Below are 16,011 nucleotides of genomic sequence, written 5' to 3' on the forward strand. Positions count from 1 at the left end.
GGGTTCTCCTGGATTTGACGTGATTGGGCACGGCGAGCTGCCGCGTGGGGTTGCGGTACCCGAGTGCCCGATGGACGCGTCAGCCGGAGGAGAGAGGGGTCCTGTGCGACTGTCGAGTACAGCTAGCCATTGTGCCACACGCGTTTGGGTCAGCCGACCGCGGCCACCTCGGGGATCCGGAAGGGTTTGCCGCAGCCGCCGCAGACGATCGGCGCCTGCGCGAGGACGGACGGAACGACCCGGACATTGCGCCCGCAGTCGCAGACGGCCTTGACGCGGACGCCGCCTCCGGAGGAGCCGTGCCGGGCGGCCGGGCCCCGGAAGCTGCGGGCGGTGTCGGTGGCGGTCGCGGCCGAATGGGCCTTGAGGGCCCGGCCGAGCCGTTCGATGGTCGGGCGGTAGCGCCGTCTGGCTTCGGGGTTGAGCGTGACCAGCGAGAAGCCGCTGCTGGGGTGCGGCTCGTCGGCGTGGTCCAGGCCCAGTTCCTCGGCGATCGCCAGGAATCGGCGGTTGTGGTAGCGGCCTGCCCGGGAGGTGTCGCGGACGCCGCGGGCGGCGGCGATGCCGTGGACTGCCTCGTGGAGCAGCCGTTCGAAGGAGAGTTCGGCGCCGCAGGCGGACGAGGACTCTCCGATCAGGGACTCGGGCGCGGCCAGGTCCGGCAGCTCGGGGTGGTGCCGTTGAATGTCGGCCCACGCGAGCGCCAGCTCGGCGGCGAGAACAGGCGGTGTCGTGCTCACGTCGTAACAACGAGCCAGGGCGGCCCAGTGTTCCGATTCCGGGCCATCCCAAATAATTTGCACGTACCAGTCAGTTTCCGGCCATGCGCCGCGCTGGTGGGCGCCTACCCCGATCTGCGCAGAAGCCGCCCACCGGGCCGCAAGCCGGGACGTATCCCCGCGTATGCACCGGAGTGTCCGGAGACGGCCCGTGGAAGGCCCGTGGAAGGCCTCCGCGCGCACCCGGGTACGCCGCACGGCGTAACGACGCCCGGCCACTACGGAGAGCGCCGCGGCGATGCTACGGGGCCCACCTGTGCGTTCCCGCACCGGCCCGTACCCCACCGTAGGGCCGCGCGCGGGCGCCGGGCGAGGGCGCACGGAGGTGCGGAAGCGACCCCGGCGGGAACGCTGGCGTGGCGGAACGGCGCCGGCCGGGGCACCCTGGAACGGCGCTTCAGGGAGCGGCCCCGGCGCATACGGGGGCGCGCGGGAGACAACCCCGGCGCAACCCCTGGACGCCCGGACGGATGCGCAGTTGTCTGGGTTGCGGGGGCGCACCACGCGTGTTGACGGGGGCGATCGGTACGGCACAGGTTCGGTTCTCGGCGAATAGGGGCGCTATCGATGTCACCCACGCTCGTACGGCACCAGCTTCCGGACTCTGCTTCCCTGCGCTGTGAGGGCCCGCCCCTACCGGCCGGGTCGCGGGCGCGCGCCCGCGACTGGGCCGAGATCCAGGAAGGGATGCTGGTCCCCCTCTACGAAGCCGCGTACGACCGGCTGGGCGTCGGGCCGGGCACCCGGCTGCTCGGGCTCGGCTGTGGTTCCGGTCTGGCGCTGCTGCTGGCGGCGGGCCGCGGGGCGCAGGTCAGCGGGGTGGACGCGGACGAGTCCCGGCTGGAGCTGGCGCGCGAGCGGCTCACGCCGGACGGCATGCCGGAGCACACCCGGCTGGTCAGCGGCGGTCTGGAGGCGGCGGCGTCCGGGGACACCGCGTTCAACGTGGTCACCGCGTTCCATCCGGTGGGGTGTGTGAGCACCGTCGAGGGGCTGGCGGCGTCGCTGACCGCGGCGGCCGGGCTGGCCGAGCGGGGCAGCGCGGTGGTGCTGGGCGGCTGGGGTCCGGTGGAGCGCTGTGCCACGGCCGGGGTGCTGCGGGTGGCGCAGCGGCTGGCCGATGGCGGCGGGGACCGGGCGGCCGGGTCCGCGGGGTGGCAGCCCAGCGGCCGGGACGATCTGGAGGACCTGGCGGAGCGGGCCGGGCTGCGGCCGGACGGTTCGGGGCGGGTGGCCTGCCCGTTCGGGTACGCGGACCTGACGAGTGCGGTGCGCGGGCTGCTGTCGACGGGCGTGTTCGACGCGGCGCTGCGGGTGGCCGAGCAGCGTCAGGTGGAGAAGGAGCTCGCGGAGGCACTGCATCCGCATCAGCGTCCGGACGGGACGGTGTGGATGCCGAACGTCTTCCGTTATCTGATCGCGCGGACGCGGTAGCCGGCGCCCGGGCCGCGGCTGTCGATGCGCCGAGCCCCCGGCCACGAGGTGTGGCCGGGGGCTCGGCGCTGCGTACGGCGGGGTGCCGGGGCCGTCAGCCCATGAACTTCTTGAATTCCTCGGGGAGTTCGAAGTTCTTCGGGTCCTGGTCGGCCGGCGGCAGGCCGAGCGGGTTGCCGGCCTGGGCGGCCTCGCGGCGGGCGGCCGCGGCCTGCTCGTCGGCCTTGCGCTTCATCGGGTTGCCGCTCTTGCGCTTGCCCTTGGCCTGCTTGACCTGCTTCTTCTTGCGGGCGCCGCCTCCCATGCCGGGCATCCCCGGCATGCCCGGCATCCCGGGGATGCCCCCCTGGGCCATCTTCGACATCATCTTGCGGGCGTCGAAGAACCGCTCGACCAGGTTCTTGACCGTGCTGACGTCGACGCCGGAACCGCGGGCGATACGGGCGCGGCGGGAGCCGTTGATGATCGTCGGGTCCTGGCGCTCGGCCGGCGTCATGGACTTGATGACGGCGGCGGTGCGGTCGACCTCGCGCTCGTCGAGGTTGTTGATCTGGTCCTTCATCTGCCCCATGCCGGGCAGCATGCCGAGCAGCTTGGAGATGGAGCCCATCTTCCTGACCTGCTCCATCTGGGCCAGGAAGTCGTCGAGCGTGAACTCCTTGGGGCCCTTCGCCAGCTTGGCCGCCATCTTCTCGGCCTCTTGCTGGCTGAAGGTCTGCTCGGCCTTCTCGATCAGGCTGAGCATGTCGCCCATGCCGAGGATGCGGGACGCCATGCGGTCCGGGTGGAACGCGTCGAAGTCGTCCAGCTTCTCGCCGTTGGAGGCGAACATGATCTGCTTGCCGGTGACGTGCGCGACGGAGAGCGCGGCACCACCGCGGGCGTCGCCGTCCAGCTTGGAGAGCACCACGCCGTCGAAGCCGACGCCGTCGCGGAACGCCTCGGCAGTGTTGACCGCGTCCTGACCGATCATCGCGTCGACGACGAAGAGGACCTCGTCCGGGCCGACCGCGTCGCGGATGTCCGCGGCCTGCTGCATCATCTCGGCGTCGATGCCGAGGCGGCCGGCGGTGTCGACGATCACGACGTCGTGCTGCTTGGTCCGCGCGTGCTCGATCGAGTCCTTGGCGACCTGGACCGGGTCGCCGACGCCGTTGCCCGGCTCGGGGCCGTAGAAGGCGACGCCCGCGCGCTCGGAGACGACCTGGAGCTGGTTGACGGCATTGGGGCGCTGGAGGTCACAGGCGACCAGCAGCGGGGCGTGGCCCTGTCCCTTGAGCCAGCGGCCGAGCTTTCCGGCGAGGGTGGTCTTACCGGCACCCTGGAGGCCGGCGAGCATGATCACGGTGGGCGGCTGCTTGGCGAAGCGGAGCCGGCGGGTCTCGCCGCCGAGGATGCCGATGAGCTCCTCGTTGACGATCTTGATGACCTGCTGGGCCGGGTTCAGCGCCTGGGAGACCTCGGAGCCGAGGGCGCGCTCCTTGACCTGCTTGATGAAGGCCCGGACGACGGGGAGGGCGACATCCGCCTCAAGGAGAGCGATGCGGATCTCGCGCGCCGTGGCGTCGATGTCCGCCTCGCTCAGGCGTCCCTTGCCCCGGAGGTTTTTGAAAGTACTCGCCAAGCGGTCGGAAAGCGTATCGAACACGGCGGTCGTCGATCCTCGGGGTCGGGGGCGGGTGCGGTCAGTCGGCTTCTAGGGTATCGGGCCCGGCAAGCGAACCGTTCCTGCCCTGTTTCCCGCGCCGTTACGGGGCGGGAGGGCCCGGCCGCTCCCCCGCCCGGTCCGTGCGGCTACTGCAGCGCCGCCTCCACCGCCGCCGCGACCTCGTGGGCCGCCGCGTCGGTCAGGGGTGCGCCGTCGGTGCTGGTGACGTAGAAGGCGTCGACCGCGTCCGCGCCCAGGGTGCTGATGTGGGCGCTGCGGACGGCCACCCGGGCGGTCTCCAGGGCCCGGCCGATGCGGTGCAGCAGGCCGTGCGCGTCGTGGGCGCGGACCTCGATGACGGTGGCGGTGCGGGAGCTGCCGGCGGCGACGGTGACCCGGGGTGGCGGGGCGTGTACGGCACGGGCCCGGCGGGCGTAGGCGCGTTCGCGTTCGGCGAGCCGGGCCGGGACGTCGAGGGAGCCGTCCAGGGCGCGGACCAGGTCGGCGCGCAGCCGGTCGGCCTCGGGCAGCGAGCCGTATTCGGCGGCCACCCGCCAGCTGAGCAGCAGCACCGGGCCGTCGCCAATCGGGTCCAGGAGCTGCAGGTCGGCGGCGCGCACGGCGAGCCGGTGCAGGGCCAGCACCCCGGCGGCGGCGGGCAACACGCCCGGCTGGTCGGGGACGGCGATCAGCAGCTCGACGCCGACCGGTTCCGGGCCGTCCGTCGCGGGTGCGTCCTCGGCGGGGGGTTCGGCGCGGGTGCGCAGCGCGAGGACCGGGCCGCCGGTGCGTCCGGCCTCCATGGCCAGCCGTTCCTGTTCGGCGGTCGGCCCCTCGGCGCCGCGCGGTTCCGCCTCGGGTTCCCCGGCGAGCCGTGCCGCGACCCGTTTCACCAGGTCGGCGACGAGTCCGCCGCGCCAGGCGCTCCAGGCGGCGGGCCCGGTGGCCAGTGCGTCGGCCTCGGTGAGGGCGTGCAGGAGTTCCAGGGTGCGGGTGGTGCCGACGGCGTCGGCGACCGCGCCGACGGTCTCCGGGTCGTCCAGATCGCGCCGGGTGGCGGTCTCGACGAGCAGCAGGTGGTGGCGGACGAGGGTGGCGATCACCGCGGTGTCGCGGGCGTCGAAGCCGAGCCGGGCGGCCATGTCGCGGGCGATGGTCTCGCCGGCCACCGAGTGGTCGCCGGGCCAGCCCTTGCCGATGTCGTGCAGCAGCGCGGCGACCAGCAGCAGGTCGGGGCGGTGCACCCGGCGGGTGAGCGCGGCGGCCCGTACGGCGGTCTCGACCAGGTGGCGGTCGACGGTCCAGGTGTGGACGGGGTTGCGCTGCGGGCGGCAGCGGACCCGCTCCCAGTCGGGCAGCAGCCGGGTGATGACGCCCTCGGCCTCCAGCGCCTCCCATACGGGCACCGTGGGCGCGCCCGCGCCGAGCAGCGTGACCAGCTGTTCCGTGGCCTCGGCCGGCCAGGGCTCGGGCAGCGGCCGGCCGGCGAGGGCGGTGGCGCAGCGGCGGATCGCGGCGGTGGCCAGGGGCAGGCCGGCCTGGGCGGCGGCGGCCGCGGCGCGCAGGACCAGCACCGGGTCGCGTTCGGGGCGGGCGGTGCGGGCCAGTACCGCTTCGCCGTCGAGTTCGACGACGCCCTCGGCGAGCGGTGAGCGCTCCCCCTTGGCGGCGGTGCGGCCGGTCAGCAGGCCGCGCAGGACGGGCTTGACGGCGCGGGCGCGCAGCACCCGGCCGACCTCGCGCCAGGTGACGTCGGCGGCGTAGGAGACGGTGCGGGCGGCTTCGTAGGTCTGGCGGAGCAGGGCGTCCGCGTCGAGCACCCCGAGGGCGGCGGCGACCTGGTCCTGTTCCTGGAGGGAGAGCCGGTCGGTGGCGCGCCCGGTGGTGAGGTGGAGCGCGTCGCGGGTGTCGAGGAGGAGGGTGCGGGCGGCTTCCAGGCCGCCGCGGGGTGCGTCGGCGAGCCAGGAGGCGGCGACCGCCCGGAGTGCGGTGGCGTCGCGCAGCCCGCCCCGGGCCTCCTTGAGGTCCGGTTCGAGGAGGTACTGCAGTTCGCCCTGGCGCTCGGCGCGCTCCTGGCACAGGGCGTGCAGCTCCGGCAGCCGCTTGGGGGCGCTCTCGCGCCAGTCGGCATACGCCGCGGAGCGCAGCCGGGCGCTCAGTTCCGCGTCGCCGGCCAGGTGGCGGGCGTCGAGCAGCCCCAGTTGCACCTTGAGGTCCTCGCGGGCGGCCCGGCGGGCCTCGGCGGGGGTGCGGACGGAGTGGTCGAGGGCCATGCCGAGGTCCCAGACGGGGTACCAGAGCCGGTCGGCGAGCGCGGCCAGGGCGCGCGGGTCGGCGCGTCCGTCGTGGAGCAGGAGCAGGTCGAGGTCGCTGCGGGGGGAGAGTTCGCCGCGGCCGTAGCCGCCGACCGCGACCAGTGCGGTGCCGGACAGACCGGCGGCGGTGGCGTGCCGGGTCAGCAGGCCGGCCAGCCACTCGTCGGTGAGCCGGGCGAGGGCGGCGCGGCGGTCGGGTCCGGTGGTCTGCTCGTCCTGGAGGAGCCGCACCCGGGCCGCGGGGTACCCGCCGCCGTCCGCGGGCCCGCCGTCCCCTCCGGGTGCTGTGGCCGGTCCTGTCGTGCCCTCGACGCTGTCGGTCAACTCGCGCGCTCCTTGGTCGTGTTGTCCCCCGCCTGCCCCGTGGCCCCCGCCGTACGCCGGGGCGCTGCCCCGCGTGTCCTCGGCCCGTCCCGTATGCCCGGTCCGGGCCGAGGCCGGGCGGGCGGCCCTGCGCCGCGCTGGCGGCGGACGGCCGGCCGTCCCGGGTGCGTCAGAGCGCGTCCGGCCCCCGCTCGCCGGTGCGGACGCGCACCGCGTCGTCGACCGGGATGCTCCAGACCTTGCCGTCGCCGATCTTTCCGGTGCGGGCCGCCTTGACGACGATGTCGACGAGTTCCTCGGCGTCCGCGTCCTCGACGAGCACCTCGATCCGGATCTTGGGGACCAGGTCGACGGTGTACTCGGCGCCGCGGTACACCTCCGTGTGCCCGCGCTGCCGGCCGTAGCCGCTGGCCTCGGTGACGGTCAGACCGTGCACCCCGAATGCCTGCAGGGCGTTCTTCACCTCGTCCAGCCGGTGCGGCTTGATTACTGCCGTGATGAGCTTCACGCGTCCACCTTCTTCGTCAGGGCCTCGCCGAGTGCCGGTCCCTTGCGGGCCGCGGTACCGCCGCCCGCGCCGGTGAAGTCGTACGCGGTCTCCGCGTGCGCGGCCTGGTCGATACCGGAGATCTCCTCGTCCTCGCTGACCCGGAAGCCCATCACCAGGTCGATGACCTTGGCAAGGACGTAGCTGACCACGAGGGAGTAGAGGAGTACGCAGACCACTCCGACGGTCTGCTTGCCGAGCTGTTCGAAGCCGCCGCCGTAGAACAGGCCCTTGGCCTTGCTCTGCACCCCGCCGGTGGCGAACAGGCCGATCAGCAGGGAGCCGGTGACGCCGCCGACGAGGTGCACGCCGATCACGTCGAGGGAGTCGTCGTAGCCGAACTTGTACTTCAGGTTGACGGCCATCGCGCACAGCACACCGGCGATCACGCCGACCGCGATGGCGCCGAGCGGGCTGACGCAGCCGCAGGCCGGGGTGATGGCGACCAGTCCGGCGACCGCGCCGGAGGCCGCGCCGAGGGTGGTGAAGGAGCCGTGCCGGAGCTTTTCGTACGCGAGCCAGCCGAGCATCGCGGCGGCGGTGGCGACCTGGGTGTTGACGAAGGCGACCGCTCCGACGCCGTCGTCGTTGCCGAGCCAGGAGCCGGCGTTGAAGCCGAACCAGCCGAACCACAGCAGGCCCGCGCCGAGCATCACCAGCGGCAGGCTGTGCGGCCGCATCGGGTCCTTCTTGAAGCCGATCCGCTTGCCGACGACGAGGATGACGCCGAGTGCCGCGGCACCGGCGTTGATGTGGACGGCCGTACCGCCGGCGAAGTCGATCACGCCCAGGTCGAAGAGCCAGCCGCCCTCGGCCCATACCCAGTGGGCGACGGGGAAGTAGACGACGGTCACCCACAGGGCGATGAACAGCGCCCAGGCGGTGAACTTCACCCGGTCCGCGAGCGCACCGCTGATCAGCGCGGGCGTGATGATCGCGAACATCAGCTGGAAGACCGCGAAGACGTAGATCGGGATGGTGGTGGCCCCCCACAGCTGGGTCAGGCCGATGCCGCTGAGGCCGGCGAACGAGCCGTTCCAGCCGAGGAAGCCGCCGGCGTCGTTGCCGAAGGCGAGGCCGAAGCCGTACAGGACCCACAGGATCGTGACGATGCCCAGGCTGATGAAGCTCATCATCAGCATGTTGAGCACGCTCTTGACCCGGACCATGCCGCCGTAGAAGAAGGCGAGCCCGGGGGTCATGATCATCACCAGTGCGGAGCAGATCAGCATGAACCCGGTGTTGGCCGGGCTGAGCGTCACCTTGTCTGCCGCGATCGTCAGGATGCCTGGGGGCATCGGCGTCTCCTCGTCGTCGATGCGGCCCGTGCGGGCGTGTTTCTGGTGGGCCGACTTCGCGATGAGGTTGTCGCAGGGTGGTTTCGGCCAAACCTTGCCGGTGTTTCACCGCAGTGACGAACACCGCCGCCGTGTTACGCCCCGGTGAACTCCGCGATCGCCCCCGCATTCACCCGTTCAGCCGTAAGAAACGCGCCACGCCACCGCACCCCTTCCCCTGAGCAGGCCGGCGCCACGAGCAACGGCCTCCGCGGAAGCGGCGTCGGCCTGGGGGGCACAAGCGAAGCCGGCCGCGGTCCGCCGCCCGCGTGACCTGGCAGGGGGGAGCCGAGTCGGGGTGTACGGGGCGGTGGCCGCGGCCGGTGTTCTGGGGGCGGGGCCGGTCAGACGGCCTCCGCGGTTTCCGGGAGGGAGCGGGCGAGGTCGTCGCTGAGCCGGATGATCTCGGCGACCTCGCCGAATTCCCGGGCGGCGGTGTCGACGGTCTTCCGCAGCCGGGTGTTGACCCGCTCGGAGCGGACCTGCCGGGCGAACGGGATGGCCTTCTGCGCCATCTCCGCGCAGGCCACCGGCTCCTTCTGCAGCAGCCGTACGGTCGCCATCCCGATGAGGTTGAGCGCGTAGGACCGCTGGTGCTCGGGGTCCTTGCCGAACAGCTCCACGGCCCGCTGCATGACGGGCTCGGCGAGCGAGGCGTACGTGGGGCTGCGGCCGGCGACGTAGGCCAGGTCGCGGTAGGAGTGGGCGTTCTCGGCGTTCAGCTCGGCCTCGGAGAAGAAGCGGATCCAGTCCGGCTCGGGCTCGCCGGGCGTGATGTCGGAGTAGGTGTCCTCGGCCATCCGCACGGCCCGTTTGACCTTGCTGGGCTGGCCCATCCCGGCGTAGGCGCGGGCCTCCATCGCATACAACATGGCCTGGGTGCGCGGGGTGGCGGTCTCCCGGCTGCCGTACTGGGCGAGGTGGATGAGCTCCAGGGCGTCGTCGGGCCGGCCGAGATGGATCATCTGGCGGCTCATGCTGGAGAGGATGTACGAGCCCAGCGGGCGGTCGCCGGCCTCCTTGGCGGCGTGCAGCGCCAGCACGAAGTACTTCTGCGCGGTCGGCTGCAGCCCGATGTCGTAGCTCATCCAGCCGGCCAGCTCGGCGAGCTCGGCGGCGACCTTGAAGAGCCGCTTGGTGACCGGCTCCGGGTGCGTCTCCTGGAGGAGGTCGGTGACCTCGTGGAGCTGGCCGACGACGGCCTTGCGCCGCAGTCCGCCGCCGCACTGGGCGTCCCACTGGCGGAACATCGCGGTGGTCGCCTCCAGCAGGTCCAGCTCGGGCTTGGAGAGCCGGACCGGCCGCCGGGCGCGGTCCGGCTGCGGGTCGGCGCCGCCCGCGGACGCCGGTACCGGCACCAGCCAGCGCTGCATCGGCTCGATGAGGCTGGGTCCGGCGGCGAGCATGAGCGACGTGCCGAGGAAGCCGCGGCGGGCGAGCATCAGGTCGCTGCGGGAGAACTCGCTGATGAGGTTGACCGTCTGGGTCCCGGCCCAGGGCAGGTCCACGCCGGAGACGGACGGCGACTGGTGCGCGGAGCGCAGGCCCAGCTCCTCGATGCCGACGACGCAGCCGAAGCGCTCGGAGAACAGCTCGGACAGGATCCGGGGGATGGGCTCGCGCGGCTGCTCGCCGTCGAGCCACCGGCGCACCCGGGAGGTGTCGGTGCTGATGTGGTGTGCGCCCATCTGCCGTGCGCGGCGGTTGACCTGGCGGGCGAGCTCGCCCTTGGACCAGCCGCTGCGCATGAACCACGAACCCAACTGCGCGTTGGGCTTCTTGACGGCGTCGGTGCCGCCCGTGCCGCCGTTGCCGCCCACTGGAAGCCCCCATCCCGATTGCTGCTTGGTGCCTGGTGCGTGCTCGGTGCGTTGCCTGCTGCCTGGTGCCGTCGTGCGAACCGCCCCCGGGCGGCGGTCCGTTGCGACGCCAGTCCGGGGTACATCTACCCGATCACGGATTCCGGCCACACCTTTTGGCCTGTGCTCGACCGGTGCGTTGCCACCGGCATACCCGTGCGAACGATGCCTCTCCGGGGTTCAGACACTGAAAGTAATCCTACGATCACGCCCCCCGCGAGGGCGATCGCGGAAACGCCACCATTCGCCACCCCTTCGAATGAACTCCGGGCGCTGCTCTCGCGATTGACTTGACACAGGTCGAGCACGTCCGGGCGGAACGAAGCGCGCAGCGGCTCCCGCGGCACTGCGCACCACCCGGTGCACCACGACGCGCCACCGGCCCCGCGGACCGTGGACGGAGCGTGCAGGGCGCCCGTCGTCAACCCACCGACTCGTAACCACTGCCAGGCACCACCCGTTGGAGGGGGTATGGGCTTCACGATCGGCGGTATCCGGGAGAGGCGTTCCGTCTCCCGGCGCCGCGCCCGCTCGACCGAGATCACGGCGGTGGCGGAGTACACCGGGCTGTGGGGCTGGGACGTCGTGCCCGGTGCCCGGGCGGCCCGCACCGCCGGCGGCCGTCCGGACTGTTCGTGCGGCGCACCCGAGTGCCCCGCGCCCGGTGCCCATCCGCTGGAGTTCGCCGGGGAGCTGGCGGCCGGGGCCACGCTGGAGAAGGCCGCCGCGGCCTGGGCGGAGACGCCGGGGGCCGCGGTCCTGCTGCCGGTGGGCCGGTCCTTCGACGTGCTCGACGTACCGGAGGCCGCGGGCCGCCACGCGCTGGCGCGGCTGGAGCGGATGGGGCTGCCGCTCGGCCCCGTCGCGCTGCCCCCGACCGGCCGGGCGCTGTTCTTCGTCGCCCCGGGCGCGGCCGCCGAGCTCCCCGATCTGCTCTACCGGACGGGCTGGGACGACGCCGCGCTCGATCTGCGGGCGCTCGGGCCCGGGGCCCATGTCACCGCGCCGCCGTCCGACCACGGCGGGCTGGGCCCGATGCGCTGGCTGCGCCCGCCGGCCCTGGAGACCGCGGGCCGGCCCCCGCAGGCCCGGCTGGTGCTGGGGACGCTGGCCTATGTGTGCCACCGCGCGCCGCTGTACGGCTGAGCCGCGGCGGCCGGCGCGCGGCGGCATCCGGTGCGGGCCGGACATGCGGAGCGCCCCGGTGCGGCCGGCCGTGGAGCCGGGCCCGCGTACCGGGGCGCTGCGAGGTCCGCACGGACGGGCGCGCTAGTCGCCGATAAGCGCATCCACGAACGCCTTCGGCTCGAACGGCGCCAGGTCGTCCGCGCCCTCGCCCAGGCCGACCAGCTTGACCGGGACGCCCAGCTCGCGCTGGACGGCGACGATGATGCCGCCCTTGGCGGTGCCGTCGAGCTTGGTGAGGACCACGCCGGTGATGTCCACGACCTCGGCGAAGACCCGGGCCTGGACCAGGCCGTTCTGGCCGGTGGTGGCGTCCAGGACGAGCAGCACCTCGCCGACCGGGCCGTGCTTCTCGACGACCCGCTTGACCTTGCCGAGCTCGTCCATCAGACCGGTCTTGGTGTGCAGCCGGCCGGCGGTGTCGATCAGGACGACGTCGGCGGCTTCGGCGATGCCTTCCTTGACCGCGTCGTAGGCGACGGAGGCGGGGTCGCCGGCCTCGGGGCCGCGGACCGTACGCGCGCCGACCCGCTCGCCCCAGGTCTGCAGCTGGTCGGCGGCGGCGGCGCGGAAGGTGTCGGCGGCGCCGAGGACGACGGACTTGCCGTCGGCGACCAGGACGCGGGCGAGCTTGCCGGTGGTGGTGGTCTTGCCGGTGCCGTTGACGCCGACGACCATCACGACGCCGGGGATCTCGTCGCCGCCGTTGCCGATGCCGTTGGCGGTGTGGACGGTCCGGTCGAGGTCCGGGCCGATCAGCGCGAGCAGTTCCTCGCGGAGGAGTTCGCGCAGGTCGTCGGGGGTGCGGGTGCCGAGGACCTTGACCCGCTCGCGCAGCCGCTCGACGAGCTCCTGGGTGGGGGCGACGCCGACGTCGGCGGTGAGGAGGATGTCCTCGACCTCCTCCCAGGTGTCCTCGTCGAGGTGCTCGCGGGAGAGCAGGCTCAGCAGGCCCTTGCCGAGGGTGTTCTGCGAGCGGGAGAGCCGGGCGCGCAGCCGGACCAGCCGGCCGGCGGTGGGCTCGGGGACCTCGACGGGGGGCGCGGCGGGCGCCTCGGGCTCGGCGGCCGGTGCCTCGGCCGCGGGGGCCTCGGCGGTGGGCAGCGTGACGTCCTCGACGGTGCGACGTTCTTCGTCGCTGGGGGCTTCGGCCTCCTCGCCGACGTGCGGTTCGGCGGGGGGCGCGGTGACGGAGGGCTGGGGGGTGGCCGGCGGGGGCGGCGGCAGCTGCTTCTTCTTGCGGCCGCTGACGACGAGCCCGCTGATCGCGCCGAGCACGACCACGGCGATGACTACAGCAAGGATGACGTATTCCATAACCCCTCCAGTATCAGCCACGCCCCGTCTGCGGGGGCCTCCCGCGCCGCATTCCGGCTCCCGTCCGGACCGGCCCGGAGGCTGGTCGCCGGGGTGCGACTGGACGCTTCGACGAGTGTGGGTGACACTCGACGTCGTCGAGGGATCCAACGGTGCAGAGTGGCAGAAGTTGGATCAAAGTACGATGGTGGACGGCCGCGCAACGCGCGTAGAGTCCTGGCAACCACACACTCTGGCCAGGCACCACAGCCGCTGCCTGCACCTCCTCCCCCGGGGGTGCCCCCAGATCCCCGCACGGAGATAGCTGCACCTATGGGCACCAGCACCACGTCCACGTCCCGTCCCGAAACCGAAGGCGCCGTCGAGACCCGCGGCATCGAGCCCGTCCCGGATCACGAGCGCCGCGGACGCGTCCGCGAGCTGTTCCCCACCTGGGTCGCCGCCAACATCAGCGTGTTGTTGCTCACCATGGGGGCCTCGCTGGTGATCAACAACAGCCTGAACTTCTGGCAGGTGCTGATCGTCGCCGCGATCGCCTCGGCCGTCTCGTTCGGCATGGTCGGGCTGCTGTCGGTCTCCGGCAAGTGGGGCGGCGCCCCGGGCGCGATGCTCTCGCGGGCCGCCTTCGGCGTGCGGGGCAACTACTTCCCGGGCGCGATCCTGTGGGTCGCCCGCTTCGGCTGGGAGACGATCAACGCGGTCACCGGCGCGTACGCCATCCTGACCGTGCTGCACCTGGTCTTCGGCATCAAGGCCAACAACGTCCTGGTCGTCGTGACCCTGCTGGCCTTCGTCGCCTGCACGTTCCTGGTGAGCGGCATGGGCCGCAAGGCGCTGAACGTGTGCAACAAGTACTCGACGTACCTGTTCAGCGCGATCAGCGTGGTCGTGCTGGTCTATCTGGTCGCCACCGCGCCGTGGAGCTCGATCCTGCACAAGTCGCCGGGCTCGACCACCCTGATGATCGCGGGCATCGGCACCATCGCCGCCGGCGGCATCAGCTGGGTCCCCACCGGCCCGGACTTCGCGCGCTACCTCCCGCACTCCGCCTCCGGCAAGAAGATCGTCGGCACGACCATCTCCGGCGCGGCGCTGGTGCTGATCCCGATGGTGCTCCTGGGCGGCGTGATGGCGGTCTCCAACCCGGAGCTGGCCAGCCAGAACACCGACCCGATGTCCTTCCTCGGGCAGGTCCTGCCGCGGGCCATCGCGATCCCGTACCTGATCACCGCGCTGCTCGGCATGATGCTGATCAACAGCCTGTCGATGTACTCGGCCGGCTTCACCGCGCAGACCATGGGCGTCAAGCTGCCGCGCGCCCTGGCGGTCAGCATCAACGCCGCCATCAGCCTGATCGGCGGGCTGTTCATGATGCTGGTGGCCAAGGACTTCATCGGGCAGTTCATCGCCTTCCTGACGCTGCTCGCGGTCTCCTTCTCCGCCTGGATCGGCGTCTACGGCGTCGACATGTTCCGCCGCCGCAGGCTCGCGGTGCGCTACGACTCCGCCGGCCTGATGGACACCGGCCGCACCAGCCGCTACTGGTACGCCGGCGGCTTCTGCTGGCAGGCCATGACCGCCTGGGCCGTGGCGCTGATCGCCGGCCTGTGCTTCACCAAGGTCCAGTGGTTCACCGGCCCGCTGGCGACCACCTGGATCGGCGAGAACGGCCTGGGCTGGGCGGCCACGATCGCGATCGCCGCGGTGGTCTTCGCGGTCCTCCCGGCGGCGAAGGAGTCCGTCCCGGCGACCGGTGCCGAGGCGCCGGCCGAGGCCCGGCAGCGGGCCGAGGTGAGCTGAGCCGCCGGCCTTACGGCGGGCCGCGGGCACGCTCCCGCCCCTGGCTACCTGACGCCACGTCAGCTAACGTCCCCTTCGCCAACCGTCCTTGGCGAAGGGGACGTTGCCATGTCCGCTGCCCTGTCCGATGCCACGTCCGACACCGCGCCCGGTGCCGCACCCGGTGTCCGGCCCGCCCCGACCGCACCGCCCGCCCGGCCCGTCACGGTCCTGCGCATCAACCTCGTCGACCCGGCGCCCACCGCCGCCTCGCTCGCCGCCCGCTACCGGGCCGCCTTCGAGATGGCGGCCTTCGCCGACGACCGCGGCATCACCATGGTCCAGACCGAGGAGCACCACGCCACCGGCAACGGCTGGATGCCCTCGCCGCTCACCTTCGCGGGCGCCGTCTTCGGAGCCACCCGCCGGATCGGTGTGACGGTCTCCGCACTGATCACCCCGCTGCACGACCCGCTCCGGCTCGCCGAGGACCTCGCCTCGCTCGACCTGCTCAGCGGCGGCCGGCTGGTCACCGTCGCGGGCATCGGCTACCGGCCCGAGGAGTACGCGGCGCACGGCAAGGACTGGGCCGGCCGCGGCGCGCTCCAGGACGAGGTGCTCGGCACCCTGCTGTCCGCCTGGACCGGCGAACCGTTCAGCTACCGGGGGCGTACGGTCCGGGTCACCCCGCGCCCGTTCACCCGGCCGCACCCGCTGCTGCTGATCGGCGGCAGCTCACGGGCCGCGGCCCGCCGCGCCGCCCGGCTGGGCCTCCCCTTCTTCCCCAGCGCCCGCCTGCCCGGGCTGGAGGCGTACTACCACGAGCAGCGCGCCGCCCACGGCACCGAGGGCTGGGTACTGCAGCCCCCCGAGCGGACCTGCCTGCTGCACGTCTCCGAGGACCCGGACCGCACCTGGGCCGAGTACGGCGACCACCTGCTGCACGAGGCGCGGACCTACGCCTCCTGGCAGTCCGCGGGCATCCGGTCCGCGGTCCGTTCGGCGGCGACGGACACGGAGGCGCTGCGCAAGGAGGGCGTCTACCGCATCGTCACGCCGGACGAGTGCCTCACCCTGGCCCAACGGACCGGCACCCAGGGCTCGTTGATCCTCCACCCCCTGTGCGGCGGCATGCCGGTCGACGAGGGCTGGCGCTCCTTGCATCTCCTTGCGGAGCGGGTGCTGACTCGGCTTTGATCCCCACGTACTCGGCTGCGGCGCCGTGCTCGTTGCTCGCCGTTGCGCTTTGCGGCGCCCCCGCACGTACTCGTCTGATCCGCCGCGGGGCGCTTTGCGGAGCTCCCCGCACGTAGCCGTCTCTCCCGCCGCGGGGCTCGCTCGCCGTTGCGCTTTGCGGCGCCCCGCACGTACCTGTCTGCGGCGTCGCGGGTCGTCTCGCCGTTGCGCGCTTTGCGGCGCCCCGCACGTACCCGTCTCTCCCGCCGCGGGTGGTCTCGCCGTTGCGCCTGCGGCGGGCTGGGTGGGTG

At 73.0% G+C, this 16,011-nt stretch carries 11 protein-coding genes; 4 read left to right on the forward strand and 7 right to left on the reverse strand.

The window, feature by feature from the left end:
- Positions 1–149 precede the first annotated feature (149 nt).
- The gene (locus tag AB0E02_RS36175) at positions 150–740 is read right to left on the reverse strand and encodes a hypothetical protein (RefSeq protein ID WP_030415776.1); all 591 of its coding nucleotides are present in this window, start codon (positions 738–740) and stop codon (positions 150–152) included.
- Positions 741–1,346: 606 nt separating this feature from the next.
- Between AB0E02_RS36175 and AB0E02_RS36180 the strand changes: the two genes are divergently transcribed.
- Positions 1,347–2,213, forward strand: coding sequence for a methyltransferase domain-containing protein (locus AB0E02_RS36180; RefSeq protein WP_362147979.1), 867 nt, complete (start codon positions 1,347–1,349; stop codon positions 2,211–2,213).
- Positions 2,214–2,307: 94 nt separating this feature from the next.
- Here the strand turns inward: AB0E02_RS36180 and ffh are convergent, their stop codons facing one another.
- The 5 genes from ffh to AB0E02_RS36205 all read right to left on the reverse strand — a co-directional run bounded on the left by ffh (position 2,308) and on the right by AB0E02_RS36205 (position 10,204).
- Positions 2,308–3,861 carry a signal recognition particle protein gene (gene ffh, locus AB0E02_RS36185; RefSeq protein ID WP_362147982.1) on the reverse strand — a complete coding sequence of 518 codons (1,554 nt, stop codon included), beginning with the start codon at positions 3,859–3,861 and terminating at the stop codon, positions 2,308–2,310.
- A gap of 146 nt (positions 3,862–4,007) precedes the next feature.
- Complete coding sequence (locus AB0E02_RS36190) at positions 4,008–6,500, reverse strand: [protein-PII] uridylyltransferase (RefSeq protein ID WP_362147985.1); 2,493 nt, start codon at positions 6,498–6,500, stop codon at positions 4,008–4,010.
- A gap of 169 nt (positions 6,501–6,669) precedes the next feature.
- A complete protein-coding gene (locus AB0E02_RS36195) occupies positions 6,670–7,008 on the reverse strand; it encodes a P-II family nitrogen regulator (RefSeq protein WP_030802420.1) in 339 nt (112 codons plus the stop codon).
- The gene (locus tag AB0E02_RS36200) at positions 7,005–8,345 is read right to left on the reverse strand and encodes an ammonium transporter (RefSeq protein ID WP_362147989.1); all 1,341 of its coding nucleotides are present in this window, start codon (positions 8,343–8,345) and stop codon (positions 7,005–7,007) included. The genes AB0E02_RS36195 and AB0E02_RS36200 overlap by 4 nt, the downstream gene beginning before the upstream one ends.
- 383 nt (positions 8,346–8,728) lie before the next feature.
- Positions 8,729–10,204 carry a hypothetical protein gene (locus AB0E02_RS36205; RefSeq protein WP_362147991.1) on the reverse strand — a complete coding sequence of 492 codons (1,476 nt, stop codon included), beginning with the start codon at positions 10,202–10,204 and terminating at the stop codon, positions 8,729–8,731.
- Between the two features lie 510 nt (positions 10,205–10,714).
- On the opposite strand from AB0E02_RS36205, the gene AB0E02_RS36210 reads away from it, so the two are divergent.
- Positions 10,715–11,389, forward strand: coding sequence for a bifunctional DNA primase/polymerase (locus AB0E02_RS36210; RefSeq protein ID WP_362147994.1), 675 nt, complete (start codon positions 10,715–10,717; stop codon positions 11,387–11,389).
- Between the two features lie 123 nt (positions 11,390–11,512).
- Here AB0E02_RS36210 and ftsY read toward each other — a convergent pair whose 3' ends face one another.
- Complete coding sequence (gene ftsY, locus AB0E02_RS36215) at positions 11,513–12,745, reverse strand: signal recognition particle-docking protein FtsY (protein WP_362147997.1); 1,233 nt, start codon at positions 12,743–12,745, stop codon at positions 11,513–11,515.
- A 312-nt stretch (positions 12,746–13,057) separates the two neighbouring features.
- Here ftsY and AB0E02_RS36220 point away from each other — a divergent pair, with 312 nt between their 5' ends.
- Together AB0E02_RS36220 and AB0E02_RS36225 are read left to right on the forward strand one after the other, a co-directional pair.
- The gene (locus AB0E02_RS36220) at positions 13,058–14,545 is read left to right on the forward strand and encodes a cytosine permease (RefSeq protein ID WP_362148000.1); all 1,488 of its coding nucleotides are present in this window, start codon (positions 13,058–13,060) and stop codon (positions 14,543–14,545) included.
- Between the two features lie 108 nt (positions 14,546–14,653).
- Positions 14,654–15,721 carry an LLM class flavin-dependent oxidoreductase gene (locus tag AB0E02_RS36225; protein ID WP_362148003.1) on the forward strand — a complete coding sequence of 356 codons (1,068 nt, stop codon included), beginning with the start codon at positions 14,654–14,656 and terminating at the stop codon, positions 15,719–15,721.
- The last annotated feature ends 290 nt before the right edge of the window (positions 15,722–16,011 follow it).

This window comes from Streptomyces sp. NPDC048196, from assembly GCF_040652715.1.
In the GTDB taxonomy this organism is placed as follows: Bacteria; Actinomycetota; Actinomycetes; order Streptomycetales; family Streptomycetaceae; genus Streptomyces; species Streptomyces siderophoricus.